At 66.3% G+C, this 12,011-nt stretch carries 18 protein-coding genes; 5 read left to right on the forward strand and 13 right to left on the reverse strand.

Features of this window, described 5'->3' with window-relative positions; translation table 11 throughout:
• Positions 1–742: 742 nt before the first annotated feature.
• Positions 743–991: a hypothetical protein gene (locus J2852_RS23995; RefSeq protein WP_209880598.1), complete on the reverse strand. Its 249-nt coding sequence runs from the start codon at positions 989–991 to the stop codon at positions 743–745.
• A 119-nt stretch (positions 992–1,110) separates the two neighbouring features.
• Here J2852_RS23995 and J2852_RS24000 point away from each other — a divergent pair, with 119 nt between their 5' ends.
• The gene (locus J2852_RS24000; protein ID WP_209880599.1) at positions 1,111–1,353 is read left to right on the forward strand and encodes a hypothetical protein; all 243 of its coding nucleotides are present in this window, start codon (positions 1,111–1,113) and stop codon (positions 1,351–1,353) included.
• Between the two features lie 108 nt (positions 1,354–1,461).
• On the opposite strand, the gene J2852_RS24005 is transcribed toward J2852_RS24000, so the two are convergent.
• From J2852_RS24005 to J2852_RS24025, 5 genes are all read right to left on the reverse strand, one after another.
• Positions 1,462–1,623 carry a hypothetical protein gene (locus tag J2852_RS24005; protein WP_209880600.1) on the reverse strand — a complete coding sequence of 54 codons (162 nt, stop codon included), beginning with the start codon at positions 1,621–1,623 and terminating at the stop codon, positions 1,462–1,464.
• 480 nt (positions 1,624–2,103) lie between these two features.
• Positions 2,104–2,553 carry a hypothetical protein gene (locus J2852_RS24010; protein WP_209880601.1) on the reverse strand — a complete coding sequence of 150 codons (450 nt, stop codon included), beginning with the start codon at positions 2,551–2,553 and terminating at the stop codon, positions 2,104–2,106.
• A complete protein-coding gene (locus J2852_RS24015; protein WP_209880602.1) occupies positions 2,550–3,035 on the reverse strand; it encodes an AbrB/MazE/SpoVT family DNA-binding domain-containing protein in 486 nt (161 codons plus the stop codon). Before J2852_RS24015 ends, J2852_RS24010 begins: the two co-directional genes overlap by 4 nt.
• A complete protein-coding gene (locus J2852_RS24020) occupies positions 3,032–3,568 on the reverse strand; it encodes a hypothetical protein (RefSeq protein ID WP_209880603.1) in 537 nt (178 codons plus the stop codon). The genes J2852_RS24015 and J2852_RS24020 overlap by 4 nt, the downstream gene beginning before the upstream one ends.
• The gene (locus J2852_RS24025; protein ID WP_209880604.1) at positions 3,565–4,032 is read right to left on the reverse strand and encodes a hypothetical protein; all 468 of its coding nucleotides are present in this window, start codon (positions 4,030–4,032) and stop codon (positions 3,565–3,567) included. The genes J2852_RS24020 and J2852_RS24025 overlap by 4 nt, the downstream gene beginning before the upstream one ends.
• Before the next feature lie 188 nt (positions 4,033–4,220).
• On the opposite strand from J2852_RS24025, the gene J2852_RS24030 reads away from it, so the two are divergent.
• From J2852_RS24030 to J2852_RS24040, 3 genes are all read left to right on the forward strand, one after another.
• Complete coding sequence (locus tag J2852_RS24030) at positions 4,221–4,424, forward strand: antitoxin Xre/MbcA/ParS toxin-binding domain-containing protein (protein ID WP_343206809.1); 204 nt, start codon at positions 4,221–4,223, stop codon at positions 4,422–4,424.
• Positions 4,425–4,498: 74 nt separating this feature from the next.
• The gene (locus J2852_RS24035; RefSeq protein WP_209880605.1) at positions 4,499–4,816 is read left to right on the forward strand and encodes a hypothetical protein; all 318 of its coding nucleotides are present in this window, start codon (positions 4,499–4,501) and stop codon (positions 4,814–4,816) included.
• A 316-nt stretch (positions 4,817–5,132) separates the two neighbouring features.
• The gene (locus J2852_RS24040) at positions 5,133–6,590 is read left to right on the forward strand and encodes a lysozyme inhibitor LprI family protein (RefSeq protein ID WP_209880607.1); all 1,458 of its coding nucleotides are present in this window, start codon (positions 5,133–5,135) and stop codon (positions 6,588–6,590) included.
• 159 nt (positions 6,591–6,749) lie between these two features.
• Here the strand turns inward: J2852_RS24040 and J2852_RS24045 are convergent, their stop codons facing one another.
• The 7 genes from J2852_RS24045 to J2852_RS24075 form a co-directional block, all read right to left on the reverse strand.
• Positions 6,750–7,277, reverse strand: a complete 528-nt coding sequence (locus J2852_RS24045; RefSeq protein WP_209880609.1) for a hypothetical protein — start codon at positions 7,275–7,277, stop codon at positions 6,750–6,752.
• 450 nt (positions 7,278–7,727) lie between these two features.
• Entirely contained in the window at positions 7,728–8,897 is a 1,170-nt protein-coding gene (locus tag J2852_RS24050) for a tyrosine-type recombinase/integrase (RefSeq protein ID WP_209880611.1), read from the reverse strand.
• Between the two features lie 364 nt (positions 8,898–9,261).
• On the reverse strand, positions 9,262–9,540 hold the full coding sequence (locus J2852_RS24055; RefSeq protein ID WP_209880613.1) for a hypothetical protein: 279 nt from the start codon (positions 9,538–9,540) through the stop codon (positions 9,262–9,264).
• A 343-nt stretch (positions 9,541–9,883) separates the two neighbouring features.
• Positions 9,884–10,396 carry a hypothetical protein gene (locus J2852_RS24060; RefSeq protein WP_209880615.1) on the reverse strand — a complete coding sequence of 171 codons (513 nt, stop codon included), beginning with the start codon at positions 10,394–10,396 and terminating at the stop codon, positions 9,884–9,886.
• An 18-nt stretch (positions 10,397–10,414) separates the two neighbouring features.
• Complete coding sequence (locus J2852_RS24065; RefSeq protein WP_209880616.1) at positions 10,415–10,747, reverse strand: hypothetical protein; 333 nt, start codon at positions 10,745–10,747, stop codon at positions 10,415–10,417.
• Entirely contained in the window at positions 10,744–11,052 is a 309-nt protein-coding gene (locus J2852_RS24070) for a hypothetical protein (protein ID WP_209880618.1), read from the reverse strand. Before J2852_RS24070 ends, J2852_RS24065 begins: the two co-directional genes overlap by 4 nt.
• 5 nt (positions 11,053–11,057) lie before the next feature.
• Positions 11,058–11,273, reverse strand: a complete 216-nt coding sequence (locus J2852_RS24075; RefSeq protein WP_209880619.1) for a hypothetical protein — start codon at positions 11,271–11,273, stop codon at positions 11,058–11,060.
• 77 nt (positions 11,274–11,350) lie between these two features.
• Between J2852_RS24075 and J2852_RS32270 the strand changes: the two genes are divergently transcribed.
• Positions 11,351–11,992 carry an antitoxin Xre/MbcA/ParS toxin-binding domain-containing protein gene (locus J2852_RS32270; RefSeq protein WP_209880621.1) on the forward strand — a complete coding sequence of 214 codons (642 nt, stop codon included), beginning with the start codon at positions 11,351–11,353 and terminating at the stop codon, positions 11,990–11,992.
• Positions 11,993–12,011 lie beyond the last annotated feature (19 nt).

Here is a 12,011-nt window from a genome sequence, read left to right on the forward strand (position 1 = left end):
ACTGGCAATGGCGATGAACGCGCGCGATCTGTGCGAGGCCTGCGTCCGGCACGCTTCCGATTTGGCCGCGTCGATGGAGCGCTCCGGACGCCCCGACCTCATGCGTGGCGCGGCCGAAGTTCTGGGACGTGACCTGCTCCCCGAGCCTCCTCCACTCAGAGAGCGAGTCCTCTCGATTGATGCCCTGAATGGGCGGCGATGGCAACTGGGGCCGGGGCATGCCCCGGCCCCAGTTGCGGCGATGTTTGTCGGGCGACCTCGATCGGCGTGGCGCCGCCGAGGCCGGAGTGCGGGCGATTCCTCTCGGGCCGCGGGTGTGTCCTCTTGGTGATGTCCGACGCCGCCAATCTGTGGGCGGTTCCTCTCACAGTCCCGCCCCAGCCTCGATGTCCGCGAGGTATTCCGCCCAGGACCGGGCCTTGCACGGGGGCGCCGCTGACGTCCGCGAGCCAATCCCCTCGGAAAGGTGCGGGTGATTCCTCTCGCCCCGCGAGCCGTTCCTGCCGGCCCTCACCGTCGCGCGACAGGCTATCCACTGAAACGCCGAAACCATTTCAGCGATTTTTCCACCCGATCACCCCGGCCTTCATCCGGGCCAGAAACCGAGGCACTGCAGTGCGTTGGCGTTGTCGCCTCATTCGACGCATCCGCCTCAACGGACGCGATTGCGTTTTTCGTGTCCGAAACTCCGGTGCCGGAACACGGTGCCAGCGGGGGGTTGTTTTCGCGGTGCGGCCTGTGTTCAGCGGGCGAAAGCCTGCAGCGCGACCCCGTACAGGACTCCGCCGATGCCGAGGCACACGAGCGCAAAGCCGCCAAGGTGGAACAGCGTGTCGATCGCGACCTCGCTTTGCATCGTCGCGTGGTCGTCTAAGACCTGGATGCCGTGCTCATTTCGCCGGTCGAACCGGCGCCGCTCTGCGATACCCTGGAGATGGAGGCCGCCAGCGATCAGCACGCTGCTCAGTGCGACGCTGAGAAGAATCGACATATGGGGCCCTGCGGCAGTTGTTGACCACTGTATCCTGTTGGTGAGTCGCTAAGAATCCACTCCATCCGACCGTGTTCGCCGGGCTACAACGTCGGCGGCGGGGAGCGGCGGAGGGCGGGATGCCGAAGAGGATCAGGTGGACCTACACGACGGCCAGAGCCGCGGCGCACGGATGCGACCTCACGGTCTCAGCGACTACCGGCGCCGGTGACACCTGGGCCTGGTTCGTCGTTGCCGGCGGACAGCACGTCGCCAACGGGGGCGCGCTCAGCATGGAATCCGCCCAAGAGCAGGCCGAGGCCGCGGCCAGGCGCCACGCCGAAGGCATCGAGGAGCAGTCGCGGCAGATGACGCTGTTCTGAGGCGGCGGTTCCCGGCGCCATCGGGACGGCCGCGGAAGGGCTGCCCGGCCGGGGCGCACCGGGGCGGGCCGCTCGCGCGAGCCCGCCCGCCGGCGCTGAAGGGCTTGGTCAGCGCGTGCGCGTCAGCCGGCGCTTGCGCGTCGGCTTGGGCGGCTTGACCCCGCCGACGGTCGTGACGACCGGCTGCGGCGGCGGCTCGACGGCCGGCGGCAGGGCCGGGGCGGCGACGGCGAGCGCGATGGCGACAAGAAAAGCGGCAATCTTCGTCATGTCCGATGACCTCCTTGCTTGGGACGTCATCAATATTAGATCGCCTGCGCCGCGCCGTCCCTCAAAACGTTCCAGTTCTCAAAGCGCCAATTTACAGTTATTGAGCGCGAATACAAGCGTTCTATAAGCCTTGAATATTTTATTCAAGTGAAGAAGTCGGTATTTTGACAGGGTTCTCCTGCCGCATGGCAGTGTTGCGCGGCGCGCGGGGCGGCGTCCGCCGGTGCGGGCCGTCGTGGGGATTCCGGTGTTGATGTGGCGTTGTGTCGGTCGCGCGGATGCGCGGTCTGTTATTCGGCTGTTGGGTTTTTCTGTCGGAAAACCCCGAAATCGAGGCGGCGGTGACGAAGAACGCTGGCGCGGCAGAGCGTTGGCGCGATGACCTCGCCCTATGCCTCATCTCCCGCCGAAAGCGCGCCTGAGACAGGACTCTGACGCGCTTCTGTGCCCCATATGCGGCTCGCTCGAAAACAGAACAAATCATGAATATTGGCTCTTCCCCATTGGGGAAGAGCCAAGCCTCCATCCGTCCGGTGCCACCGGCTCCACGGTCAAGTGCTGCCTGTCCAAGCCGTCGGCGAGGACGTAGATCGCGTCGTGCTCGCCGTCCGGCCCGTCGGCCGTGATGCCGTACTCAAGCAGTTCGGCGATGACGGCACGGTCTTGATGCGCCAGCAGGATACCGCGTTCCGGTTGGACTTCCAGGACGGCAACTGGCTGGCCACCCAGGACGTGCACCGCCGGGCGGACGCGCATCGGCCGTTCCGTTGCGCGGTCAACCAATCCCCACAGCGCCTCCTCTTCCAGATCGCGCGCCCGCGCGCCACGGCACCGCGCCGCGAGGCGTCGGCGGGCATCCGGCGGCAGGATCCACAGCAGGGCACGCGCGAGTTCGGAGCGCGCAATCCCCAGCCGGGCCGCCTTCGTCATTGTTGCGCGATCCTCCTTGCCGCCCGCCAGATCCTTCGCCGAAGGTCGATGTCGGCGTAGTAGCCATCACCAAGGAGCGGTGACGAGGACCGCAAGCGCTCCATTTCTTCGCTGCGCTCGGTGATCCGTCGGCGGAGATCGGCCAAGGGAAGGTTGAGCAGGGCGCGCCACTCAGCAACGCAATCTGGCTGCGGCGTTCCGGTGTCGGCGACACGTGCGCGGGCGCGGGCGAGCAGGTCGGGCTCGCGCGGCAGACGCCGGGCGATGAGGCGATGCATCAGGCGCTTGGCCGCGTCGTTGACGCGCTCGGCGTTGGGCCTCGGCGCGGGCTCGGGCTCATCCTCATCGGGCAGCGGCGCGTCCAAGTCCCCGCGCGCGTCGCCGACCAGCGCCCTCATCCTGGCGAACAACGGCCCGGCGGGCTTGTAAATCCCAGCGGCGATGTCGCGCTCCAGGTCGTCACCGTCATCGGGATTCGTCATCGATCCTCCGGGTAGCAGCCGTCGGCGATCGCATCGATTACGTCCGGATCCGTGACTGGCCCCTCCGCTCCGCGCGGCGGCGCGGCGATGCCGGCCTTGGCCGAGGCCAACGCCGCCTCGATCTGCCGTAGCGCAGCCACGCCCTCTTCGCCGGCGGCTGCCAGGGCCCGGATGCGGTCGATGCACTCGGAGGCCGTGTCGTCGATGCGGCGCCGGCGGTCCTGCCGACGTTCCGGGTGGGCAACCGGCAGATCAGCCAGTGTGGTCGCGTAGTCGATGCCCAACGCCTCCAGGTCGAGGTCGGCCGCAACGGCGGCCAGCAAGTGAAGAGGATTCCGGTGCCCTGACCGATCCTTGGAGACCTCGCCCTTTACGACGCTGCCCACCCCGGCGCAGTTGGCCACGGCGAGGCGGTAGCCATGCGCCGGCTGACCTTCGGCGCCGACGGTCGAGCAGATCGAGCCGGTGAGCAACGGGTGTTCGCCGGCAACCGGCTCGCCGTACGGCACAAGTGTCATCGTCAGCCGGATCATGGCCTCACCTCATCTGCGGCCGCCCGCTCGATCGCCCCGGCCAGCCACCATGCGCGCGGATCGGGCGATCCCCGCTCCCGTAGCGCCCGGGCGACCACCAGCCAAATGGCGCGCGGATCGGCGTCCCGGTCGATATCCTCGGCCCACAGGCACGCCTCGTGACTCCGCCAGGCATGCTCGATCAGCGCCGCCAGCCCAGCCGGCAGCGGCTCGCGCGGCGGAATCGGCTCGGACCAGATCCGAGCGTCCGGCCCGCCGGCGAAGCGCAGCATCCGTTGCCGGACCTGGGCCAGATCAACGGTCTGGTGATGTTCGTCCGCCCACCGCCCGACAGCGGCCTGGGCTTGGTCGAGCAAGGCATCGCACCCGGTGATGCCCCGTGAACGGGCCTCCCCGATGGACTGCAGCAGGAGGGAGCGCAGGGTGGCCTTGTCCGGCGTGCCGCCCTCCAGATCGACCTGCATCACACCCTCCTGCCCTTATCCAACCAAACCCAAACGACTGCCACAAGGTAATCACATGCAGTGTGAGCCGACAAGGGCAAGTCACGCCCTAATACAAGCGGATGATGGAAGTGGCGACCGCGGCGACAAATTCTGGAAACGACTGTTGTGATCGGTGACCTGGAAACGAAAGCCTGCGGAGGTGTCCGGTGGGTGCCGAAGAAGACCAAATTCGAATCCTGGCGAAAGCCGCGCAGGTTCTCGGATCGCTGGAGGCCGCCGAAGCGTGGCTCTTGATCCCGGCAGTCGGCCTGGACGGTCAACGGCCCGCCGATTTGCTGGCCACGCCGGCCGGCGCGAAGGCCGTCGAAGAGCACCTGGACGAGATCGAGCGCGACGGCGACAAGCCGTAGGCCGATGGGCTGGTTGCGGCCGGAATCCCGGCCCGGCAGACTTGAGCCTGGCGGGATCGGAGAGGAGTGGGACGTTGGCTGAGGTGATGGCGGAGCGGACGGTCGGGGGCATCCGGATCGAGCGGTATTGCACTCTCCATGTCGCCGGTGACCGCCACCTCGTCGGCCGCGTGCTGCCGGGCCGCTGGGTGGTGACGGGTGCGGTTGTCGTGGAGGAAGGCGACGTGCTGATCACGCATGACGCGAGGCGGTACGTCCTGGGCGAGCCGGCCAAGGCCCTATTCCCGGAGGCCGAAGCCGCGGCGCGCGCCGTGTTGAAGGGGCTGTGCTGCTATGATGCCGAACAGATCGACGCCATCGTGGACCGACTGCGGGCATTGGTCGCGGGCTGAGGGGTCGGCTCTTGCGGGCTATTTGCCGCAAGCGTGCCGTCCTCATCCTCGTCAGGCAGCGGCGCGTCCACGTGCGCACCTCCGACCAATGCCTTCATAGGCGAACTCTGGAAACAGAAAGCCGCGGAGGTGCCTCGCGGACGCAATAATGGGCCAGATCATTGCCAAGGCGGCCGAGGTGTTCGGCTCGCGAACAAACGAGCGGAAACGCAAGTCGGGATCGAATACCGAGACCCTGGGGAAATTGACCGAGCGACGAGAGAATTGCTATTGAGGGGTGTGGAACGGCGGGTCTTTCGGTGGACGGGAAGAGCATATGAGGGCGCTTCGACTCTCTGTGGTGGCGTTCGGGTTGGCCACCGCAGCCATGGGAGTGAGCGAAAGCAAGGCTTTCGACTGCTCGAAGGCATATCTCGCAGTTGATCACGTCATCTGCTCGGACACCAACCTGGTGGAGAGCGTTGACCGACTCCAGAGCGTCTGGAACGTGTTGCGGAAATCGCTCGATGAGGACCGCCGGAAGACCCTGACCGCCGAACAGAAGCAGTGGATCGCTGACTACACCCGGATGTGTGGCGTGCCGGGACGCGGTGTGCCGCCAGCGGATGTCATCGCCCGAAGCCGGAGTTGTGTTGGTGAGAACCTCGCAGCGCGCACGGCGTACCTGGACGGTCTCGGGCATTCGACGTCGGCGCCTGCGAGCGGAGGGGCGGCTTCTGGTGAGGTGAACAGACCCGCCGGCCCGCCGACCGCTTCGTCAAAGCCGGGTCCCATCATTGAGCATATCGATGACGACCATCTGACGTTCATGGGCGAGCCCCCGTGGCTGCCGCAGGTCACCGGGACGGCGTGGCGCATCCAGTTGTTCGGCCCGTTCGACAAGGGTGCGTCGAGGCGGTTTTCCGCTTTCCTGGAAGCCAACAACGTTCCCGATGGATCAAGCGTCATTCTGAATTCGCCTGGCGGCAACCTTGCCGAAGGCATTGCCCTCGGGCGCGAGTTTCGGAAGCGCGGCTTCTCGACCACCATTGGTGTTCGCAGGACCACAGACAGCGGGATTGATCCCGGTTACTGCTACAGCGCCTGCGCCACCGCGTTTCTCGGGGGCAAATTCCGCAGTGTTCCGTCCGGCTCCAAGTATGGTGTCCATCGCTTCGCATTTTCGAGGACAACCGGACAGGACAGCGATGCCGCCCAGATGGTGAGCGCGCTCCTGGTATCCTACCTCGGCGAAATGGGGATCGACTCTGGGCTCTTCCCCGTGATGACCCGTGCGTCGAGCAGCGACATGGTTGTGCTCTCCCCGTCGGATCTTGAACGGTACCGCGTCGTCCACTCGGGGACGGATCCGAAGTGGACCATCGAGTCCCTGGACTTTGGCCTTTATGTGAAAGGTCAGCAGGAAACCTGGAATGGCGCCAGCAAAGCCATCTTCTTCTGCAACGAGGACAAGGAGATCAACTTCACCGCGATGTTCATGGGGGCTGATGAATCCTTTGCTCTGGCAGCCCGGAATCCTCCGCAGACCCTGACCCTTGATCAGACGCCGATCGCTGTCAAAGGATTCAAAGGGGCACTTCTCGAGCGTCGCGGTGAGTACGTTGCCGGGCATTACGTACTGCCCGCCAATGTTGCGGCGATGGCCGCCTCCTCAAACATGATCCGGTACGCGTTGCAGCCGCTCAATCCGGACTTCTATTACGGATACGAGATGAAGATCACGGCGGAGGCGAGAAAAATGCTGAAGGGGCTTGTCGCCTCCTGCCAGAAGTAGCCGTGCGATCCGAGACGAAACGTTTTTCCGGTGGGCAGCCGACCGTCGCCGATGCTTTTACCGATCAACCGAGAAGCGCTGGTCGGCCCATGCGTCGTGAAGTGCTGCCCGATGCGCTATCGGGGCGAAATGATCAGTTGACAGTGGGCCGCCGCGCCATCACTGGCGGCCTTCCTGCACCTCCAACTGGTTTAACATAATATGCAGTTCCGCATCGCCAAGTAGGGTGATCGCCTTCCTTTTGGCAGCATCGAGGCTCTCTTGCCATACCGGCCAGGGTGGACTGAAACGAGTCGGAAGATGCTCGACGTTGACTAGCCAGCGGCCTCGCGTCTGCGGAACTAGATTGATTTCGAATAGGTTGCCGATCACCGCGTAAACCCGTCCGTCCGGACGCCTTTTCCAATCCAGATTGGCGTATTGCGTCCGAAGAAGACGCTGCCGATGCACAAGCATCCTGGCGATCACGAGCATCTCACCAGAAACCCCGGTCTCACCGGAGGCCATGCGCTGGATGCTTCGAAGGATGGCGGCCACGGAGCGATGATCCCCCAGACCGTGCATTCGCTTGGCCAATTCCGGCGGTGTCTCTTCCATTTCCTCCAGCAACCGCCGAAACTCGGCCAGGAGTTGGTCGGGCGACCGCTTCGGGAAGACGGAATCATCAACAGGATCGGCTTCGGTCATGATGGTGCTCGCAAATTCAACCTCCTGTCATGATGTACCAGTTTGTCGTCTCCAGCAAGACATAATGACTGTTAATCAGCGACAATATGTCGTTCTTGTTCAGCCATCCGTGGGCTTCGCCCAATGTGAACGGAGGCGGCATGGTTAGCCGATGGCAGATGGAACCAAGCCCCGGCGGTACTCGGGCGGTTGCCTTCCACGAGAACTGCCATTTGGATACGCCGATGCGGGACTGCTTCAGCGTTCAACGTGGTTCAACACCATCCCAATGACCCGCTTTGCGGCTTTAAGAATGCCCTGCCGTTCCGGCAACCGGCCAAAATAGACCGGGTGCCCGAGCCCGATTACCGCCAGCGGCCGGCCAATATCCGGCGTAAAATGATCTTGGCATCGTGCGACTGCAGGAGACGCTCGCGGGCTGGGTGATGGTGCCGGAAATCGGTGCCGCGATCACAGGTCATCGAGGGTCACGCTGACGTAACGCGCCGACGATTTTTTGGTGTTGGTCGCCAGATAGCGGTTGGTCGTGGCCACCGAGGCGTGGCCCAGGGTGTCACGAACCAAGGCCAGATCAGCCCCGGCCTCCAAGGCGTGGCTGGCATGGGCGTGGCGGAACCAGTGCGCGCTCGTCCCGGCCTTGAGGTCGGCCAGCAGCCGCTCGTTGCCGGCCGCTACGGCCTGCTGCCGGGCGCTTTCCAGCGCCGCCTTGATAAGTCGGTGAATGCTGCTCGGGTGCAGATGGCCGGCATTCCGGCCGACCGTCTTGCGCGAGCGGAAGATCGGCTGGTCGGCTTCGACCAGGGCCGGGTTGAGGGCGGCCGTCCGGCGGCGCAGGTGCTCCAGGTCATGCACAATGCTTTCCGGAAGCGCGACGTGCCGGGTTCTAGCCCCCTTGCCGTAGACGGTGAGCACGGCGGCCCGCTCCGCCGTCGGGTTTTCCGACAGCGCAAGGTGGCGGTAGCACAGGCCCGACACCTCGCTGACCCGCAGGCCGGCAATATAAAGAAGAGCCAGGAGCCCGCGGTCGCGTCCGGGCTTCGCGGCCGCCACCAGGGCGCGCACGGCGCGCTTGGTGAGGATGCGCTCCGCCAGCGTGTCCTCGGGCGTCGGCAGTTTCGCGGTTGCTGCCTCGTTGATGGCCAGGTGGCGCTTGCCCACCGCGTATTTGAAGAGAGACCGGATGGCGGTCAGGCGGCGTTCCCGCGTGCGGTCGGAGACCGGCGAGCCGTCCTTGGCGGTCATGGTGAGGACATGCCGCTGGATCATCGCGTCGGTGATCGCGGCGAGCGGCCGGCCGACCCACTCCAGGAACGCCTCGATGTCGTCGCGGTAGGCGCGCCGTGTCCGGTCGGACTTCTGCGTGGCCAGCCAGCCCAGGATGATGTCGTGGTCCGTCCGTCGGATCGGCTGCGGCTCCACCCAGACGTCCATCGCCCCAGTCGGCGATGGGACGGGCACCAGCGCCCCCGTTCCTCCACCGCCAGGCGGATTCGGTTCGGCGTCGTCTACGACCACGACCTCGAACTCGGCGTCGGTGATGGTCGGTGACGCGGATTGTCGGCGGGGCGCGCCTTCCGGATCGGTCGGCCGGTCGTGGAACGGATGGTTGGTGTCGGTCATGGGTGGCCTGTCCATCGGTCCGGCGGGTCCGCCGCGAATGCAATATAATGACCCATAGATTGCGTTGAAAAAAGGTTCCAACCGGTCCGACCGGCGTGAAAAACCGGCGTGAAAATTTTCACGCCGGTCGGGCAGGGAAGGGCGCTCGTTGGAACGGCATTTGCCTTTGCCGGTCGCCCGCTCCGGCGGCCATTCACCGCGCCTTTTGCGTGCATTCGCATTTGAAGGCGCGACGGATGATCCGGAGGCGGAGCCGTCAGCGCGATTTCACGACCGGCGTTTGCGGGATACTGGAGCGGGGAGGGCAGGGGAAATTCACTTGGAGGAATTTTCCAGCCGAGGTCATTCGGTGGCGGCGGTGATATCAGTTGGTCACGCGGCGCAGTTCCTTCGCCCATTCCCGGCGGTGGCGCCCGAACAGGTCGGTGACCATCGCCCGGTCGGGCTCGGGCAGGCGCTTGGCCCGCTCCAGCATCCGGTCGAGGTTGGCGATCATGTGGCTGTAGAGCAGCACCAGGTCGTCGTTGTCGGCGGTGGCCATCGTCGCCTCCATCCTGTCGCACCACCACGCTACGCCGCCCAGCCGGCCGTCGCCGCAACGCATCCGGACGTCTTCCGGCAGGAGGACGGCCGCGACGAACACGGTGGCAAAGGTCCCGGGATCGGTTGTCGGCCGACCGGGTTGCGGTCGCGGGGGCTTTCCGGATCGACGCCTACGGTCGGGCGGAGCGGGGCCCGTCTCCCCGCTCCGAATACCTCATCATCCCGACCGCTTCACGGCGTCGCCGGAACCTTGGCCCCCGCTTGACTGGCCGGACCGCCCCCACACCCCTGCTGCGCAGGCCGCGGCGGGCCAAGCCCGCCACGGCGCCAGTGGCGAAAGGATCGTGGGGGGCATCCGTCCCGTCAACCGCTGCCCGCACCACTCGGCCGCGGCATCGGACCCGGCTCCAGGAACACGCCACCGGGACGACGGCGCCCGTCCATCACGCTGCTGGAGGCCAGCCGCCCCAGCGTACGGCCGACGCCGGCTCTACCCATCCGGCGGCTTGTAGGTCACAGGCGCGCCCGTAGCCCCATTGGCGCAACGCCCGCGCGAAGGCGAGCAGGTGGTCCACCGGCGGTTCACCCTCGCCGAGCGCTGCCAACCCGCCGCGGATCCCGTACACGGAGCCCGTCTGCGTCAGCACGACGCCGCGCGCCGCGTCAACGCGCTCGATCGGGCTCGTGACGACCGGCTCATCCAGGCCCTCGACCGTGCCGACAGTGTGCAGCCACGTCGCCCAGGGCGCGCCGAGGTGTTCGCGCTCGTCCATCCGGACGATCCAGATGTCATCGAGCGTCGCCACCGGCTCACCGTCCACGGACCCCGCCAGCGTAGCCACGTCGCCGTTGGTCGCCGGCGCCAGGCGCACATAGTCCTCGCGGCCGAGCAGGCCGGCGAGGGTCGGCGGTGGGGGAAGGTCGGTGGCGGGTTTGACGATCGATGGTGCGGTCATGGCGGTTCTCCGGAGCCCTCATGTTATGTCACCGACCGAATTGAGGCGGTCATACTCGCGCGTCAACCAAGCCATTTCGCGGACCCACGGCGCCGCGCGGGCGTCGCCCAGGTCCCAGACCGCCAGGGCACGCTCCAGCGTCGCGAAATCGACGACGCCGGCGAGCACCAAGTCGTGCAACGCCTCCTCCGAGCATTCGTCGAACAGCGCCTCGACGTGGGGACGCCACTGCGGGTCCGGCGAGTCGGCGCGCAGGCACTCCAGCAGCCCGTCGCCGGTCAGCCACACCGGCCTGGGCGCGTTGATCGTCGCCAACACGGCGTCGAGGCAGGCGTCAGCGTGGTTTGTCATCGGCGCTCATGCTCCGGCGCATGCGGGCCATAGTCAGGCGGGACTTCTCCGGCCGCCACCGACGCGAGATCGAAGACCAAATCGTCGATCAGTCCAGCCACCATGCCGCCGACGCCGGCCGGGTCGCAGGTGCCGCTGCGCCGCCGCCATGTCGCGGTGTCGTCGATGACGACGAGCACGGTGCCGCCGGTGCCGGGAACCACGCGCACGCGCATTTCCCGCGGGCAGTCGAACACCTCCTCGGCGGCCTCGGTGAGCGCCCGGAGGTAGCCGGCGCGCTGGTCGATGTCGCTCGGCTCCGACATGCTGCTCACCTGGGTGGCCGGCCGGCGATCCGCGTCACCAGGTGCCGCAGCCAGTGCGCGGCCGCGTCGCGCTGGAACCCCCACTCCAGGGCCCGGCTGTCAGGGCCGGAGATCACGTAGCGATCACTGCCGAGACGGGCCATAATCTTGTGGCCGTCGTCAGCGTCATCCGACAGCCACCCTGTGTAGCCGCCGATGATCGAGCAGACCTCGGTTGCCATCGTCATCCTCCTCCACGCCAGCCCTCCATATATATAATAGCACGCGCGCATGCGCGCGCGGGAGCAGGGAGGACAGCGTGGCCGTGGACAAGAGCATCATCGCCGACATCATCCGCGACGTCATCCTCACGGCCAACGTCGATGACAGCGGCCCGGAGCCCGTGACCCTCCAGCATGTGCTGGAATCGGGCATCCTGGCCGAGGTGAGCGATCCCGACGTGGTGATGCGCCTCATCGCCGACCGGCTGGCCGAGGCAATCGCCCTGCGCCTGGAAGATCAGGTGGCTGCGGCGCCGGTCCCGACGCCGACGGAAATCGCCGCCGCATCCCGGCCGCGACATCTGGAGATCACACGCGAATCCATGGCCAAAGCCTTGGAGGCCCTGGATTTTTGGGGGGCGACGGACGAACAGGTCATGGCCATCCTGGGTGCCGGGCTGCACGGCGTCTTGCAGGGCTGGCGGCGCGGCGTCGGCATTGAGATTGCGTTGGACGACCAGCACGTGAGCGAGCGCCTGACCGCGATCACCGTCATCATCCATCACCTGGGTCGGTTGTTTGCCGATCCGGAGGACGTGCTGACTTGGATGCGGTCGCCGGCTGATGCGTTCGGCGGCCGGAGCCCGCTGGAGCGGATGGCCACCGGCAGAGCGGAGGACTTGGAAGCGGTCCGCGTCCATCTCCGGCACCATGCCAACGCTGCCGCTGGCGACCGTTAAGCCGCGGTTTGTTGAAAAT

The organism is Azospirillum soli, assembly GCF_017876165.1.
In the GTDB taxonomy this organism is placed as follows: domain Bacteria; phylum Pseudomonadota; class Alphaproteobacteria; order Azospirillales; family Azospirillaceae; genus Azospirillum; species Azospirillum soli.

Bases quoted from the DNA above. Each gene is read 5' to 3' on its own strand.
- J2852_RS23995 (WP_209880598.1), bottom strand. From the start codon at position 991: ATGTCGATTCTTCTCAGCGTCGCACTGAGCAGCGTGCTGATCGCTGGC.
- J2852_RS24000 (WP_209880599.1), top strand. From the start codon at position 1,111: ATGCCGAAGAGGATCAGGTGGACCTACACGACGGCCAGAGCCGCGGCG.
- J2852_RS24005 (WP_209880600.1), bottom strand. From the start codon at position 1,623: ATGACGAAGATTGCCGCTTTTCTTGTCGCCATCGCGCTCGCCGTCGCC.
- J2852_RS24010 (WP_209880601.1), bottom strand. From the start codon at position 2,553: ATGACGAAGGCGGCCCGGCTGGGGATTGCGCGCTCCGAACTCGCGCGT.
- J2852_RS24015 (WP_209880602.1), bottom strand. From the start codon at position 3,035: ATGACGAATCCCGATGACGGTGACGACCTGGAGCGCGACATCGCCGCT.
- J2852_RS24020 (WP_209880603.1), bottom strand. From the start codon at position 3,568: ATGATCCGGCTGACGATGACACTTGTGCCGTACGGCGAGCCGGTTGCC.
- J2852_RS24025 (WP_209880604.1), bottom strand. From the start codon at position 4,032: ATGCAGGTCGATCTGGAGGGCGGCACGCCGGACAAGGCCACCCTGCGC.
- J2852_RS24040 (WP_209880607.1), top strand. From the start codon at position 5,133: ATGAGGGCGCTTCGACTCTCTGTGGTGGCGTTCGGGTTGGCCACCGCA.
- J2852_RS24045 (WP_209880609.1), bottom strand. From the start codon at position 7,277: ATGACCGAAGCCGATCCTGTTGATGATTCCGTCTTCCCGAAGCGGTCG.
- J2852_RS24050 (WP_209880611.1), bottom strand. From the start codon at position 8,897: ATGACCGACACCAACCATCCGTTCCACGACCGGCCGACCGATCCGGAA.
- J2852_RS24060 (WP_209880615.1), bottom strand. From the start codon at position 10,396: ATGACCGCACCATCGATCGTCAAACCCGCCACCGACCTTCCCCCACCG.
- J2852_RS24065 (WP_209880616.1), bottom strand. From the start codon at position 10,747: ATGACAAACCACGCTGACGCCTGCCTCGACGCCGTGTTGGCGACGATC.
- J2852_RS24070 (WP_209880618.1), bottom strand. From the start codon at position 11,052: ATGTCGGAGCCGAGCGACATCGACCAGCGCGCCGGCTACCTCCGGGCG.
- J2852_RS24075 (WP_209880619.1), bottom strand. From the start codon at position 11,273: ATGGCAACCGAGGTCTGCTCGATCATCGGCGGCTACACAGGGTGGCTG.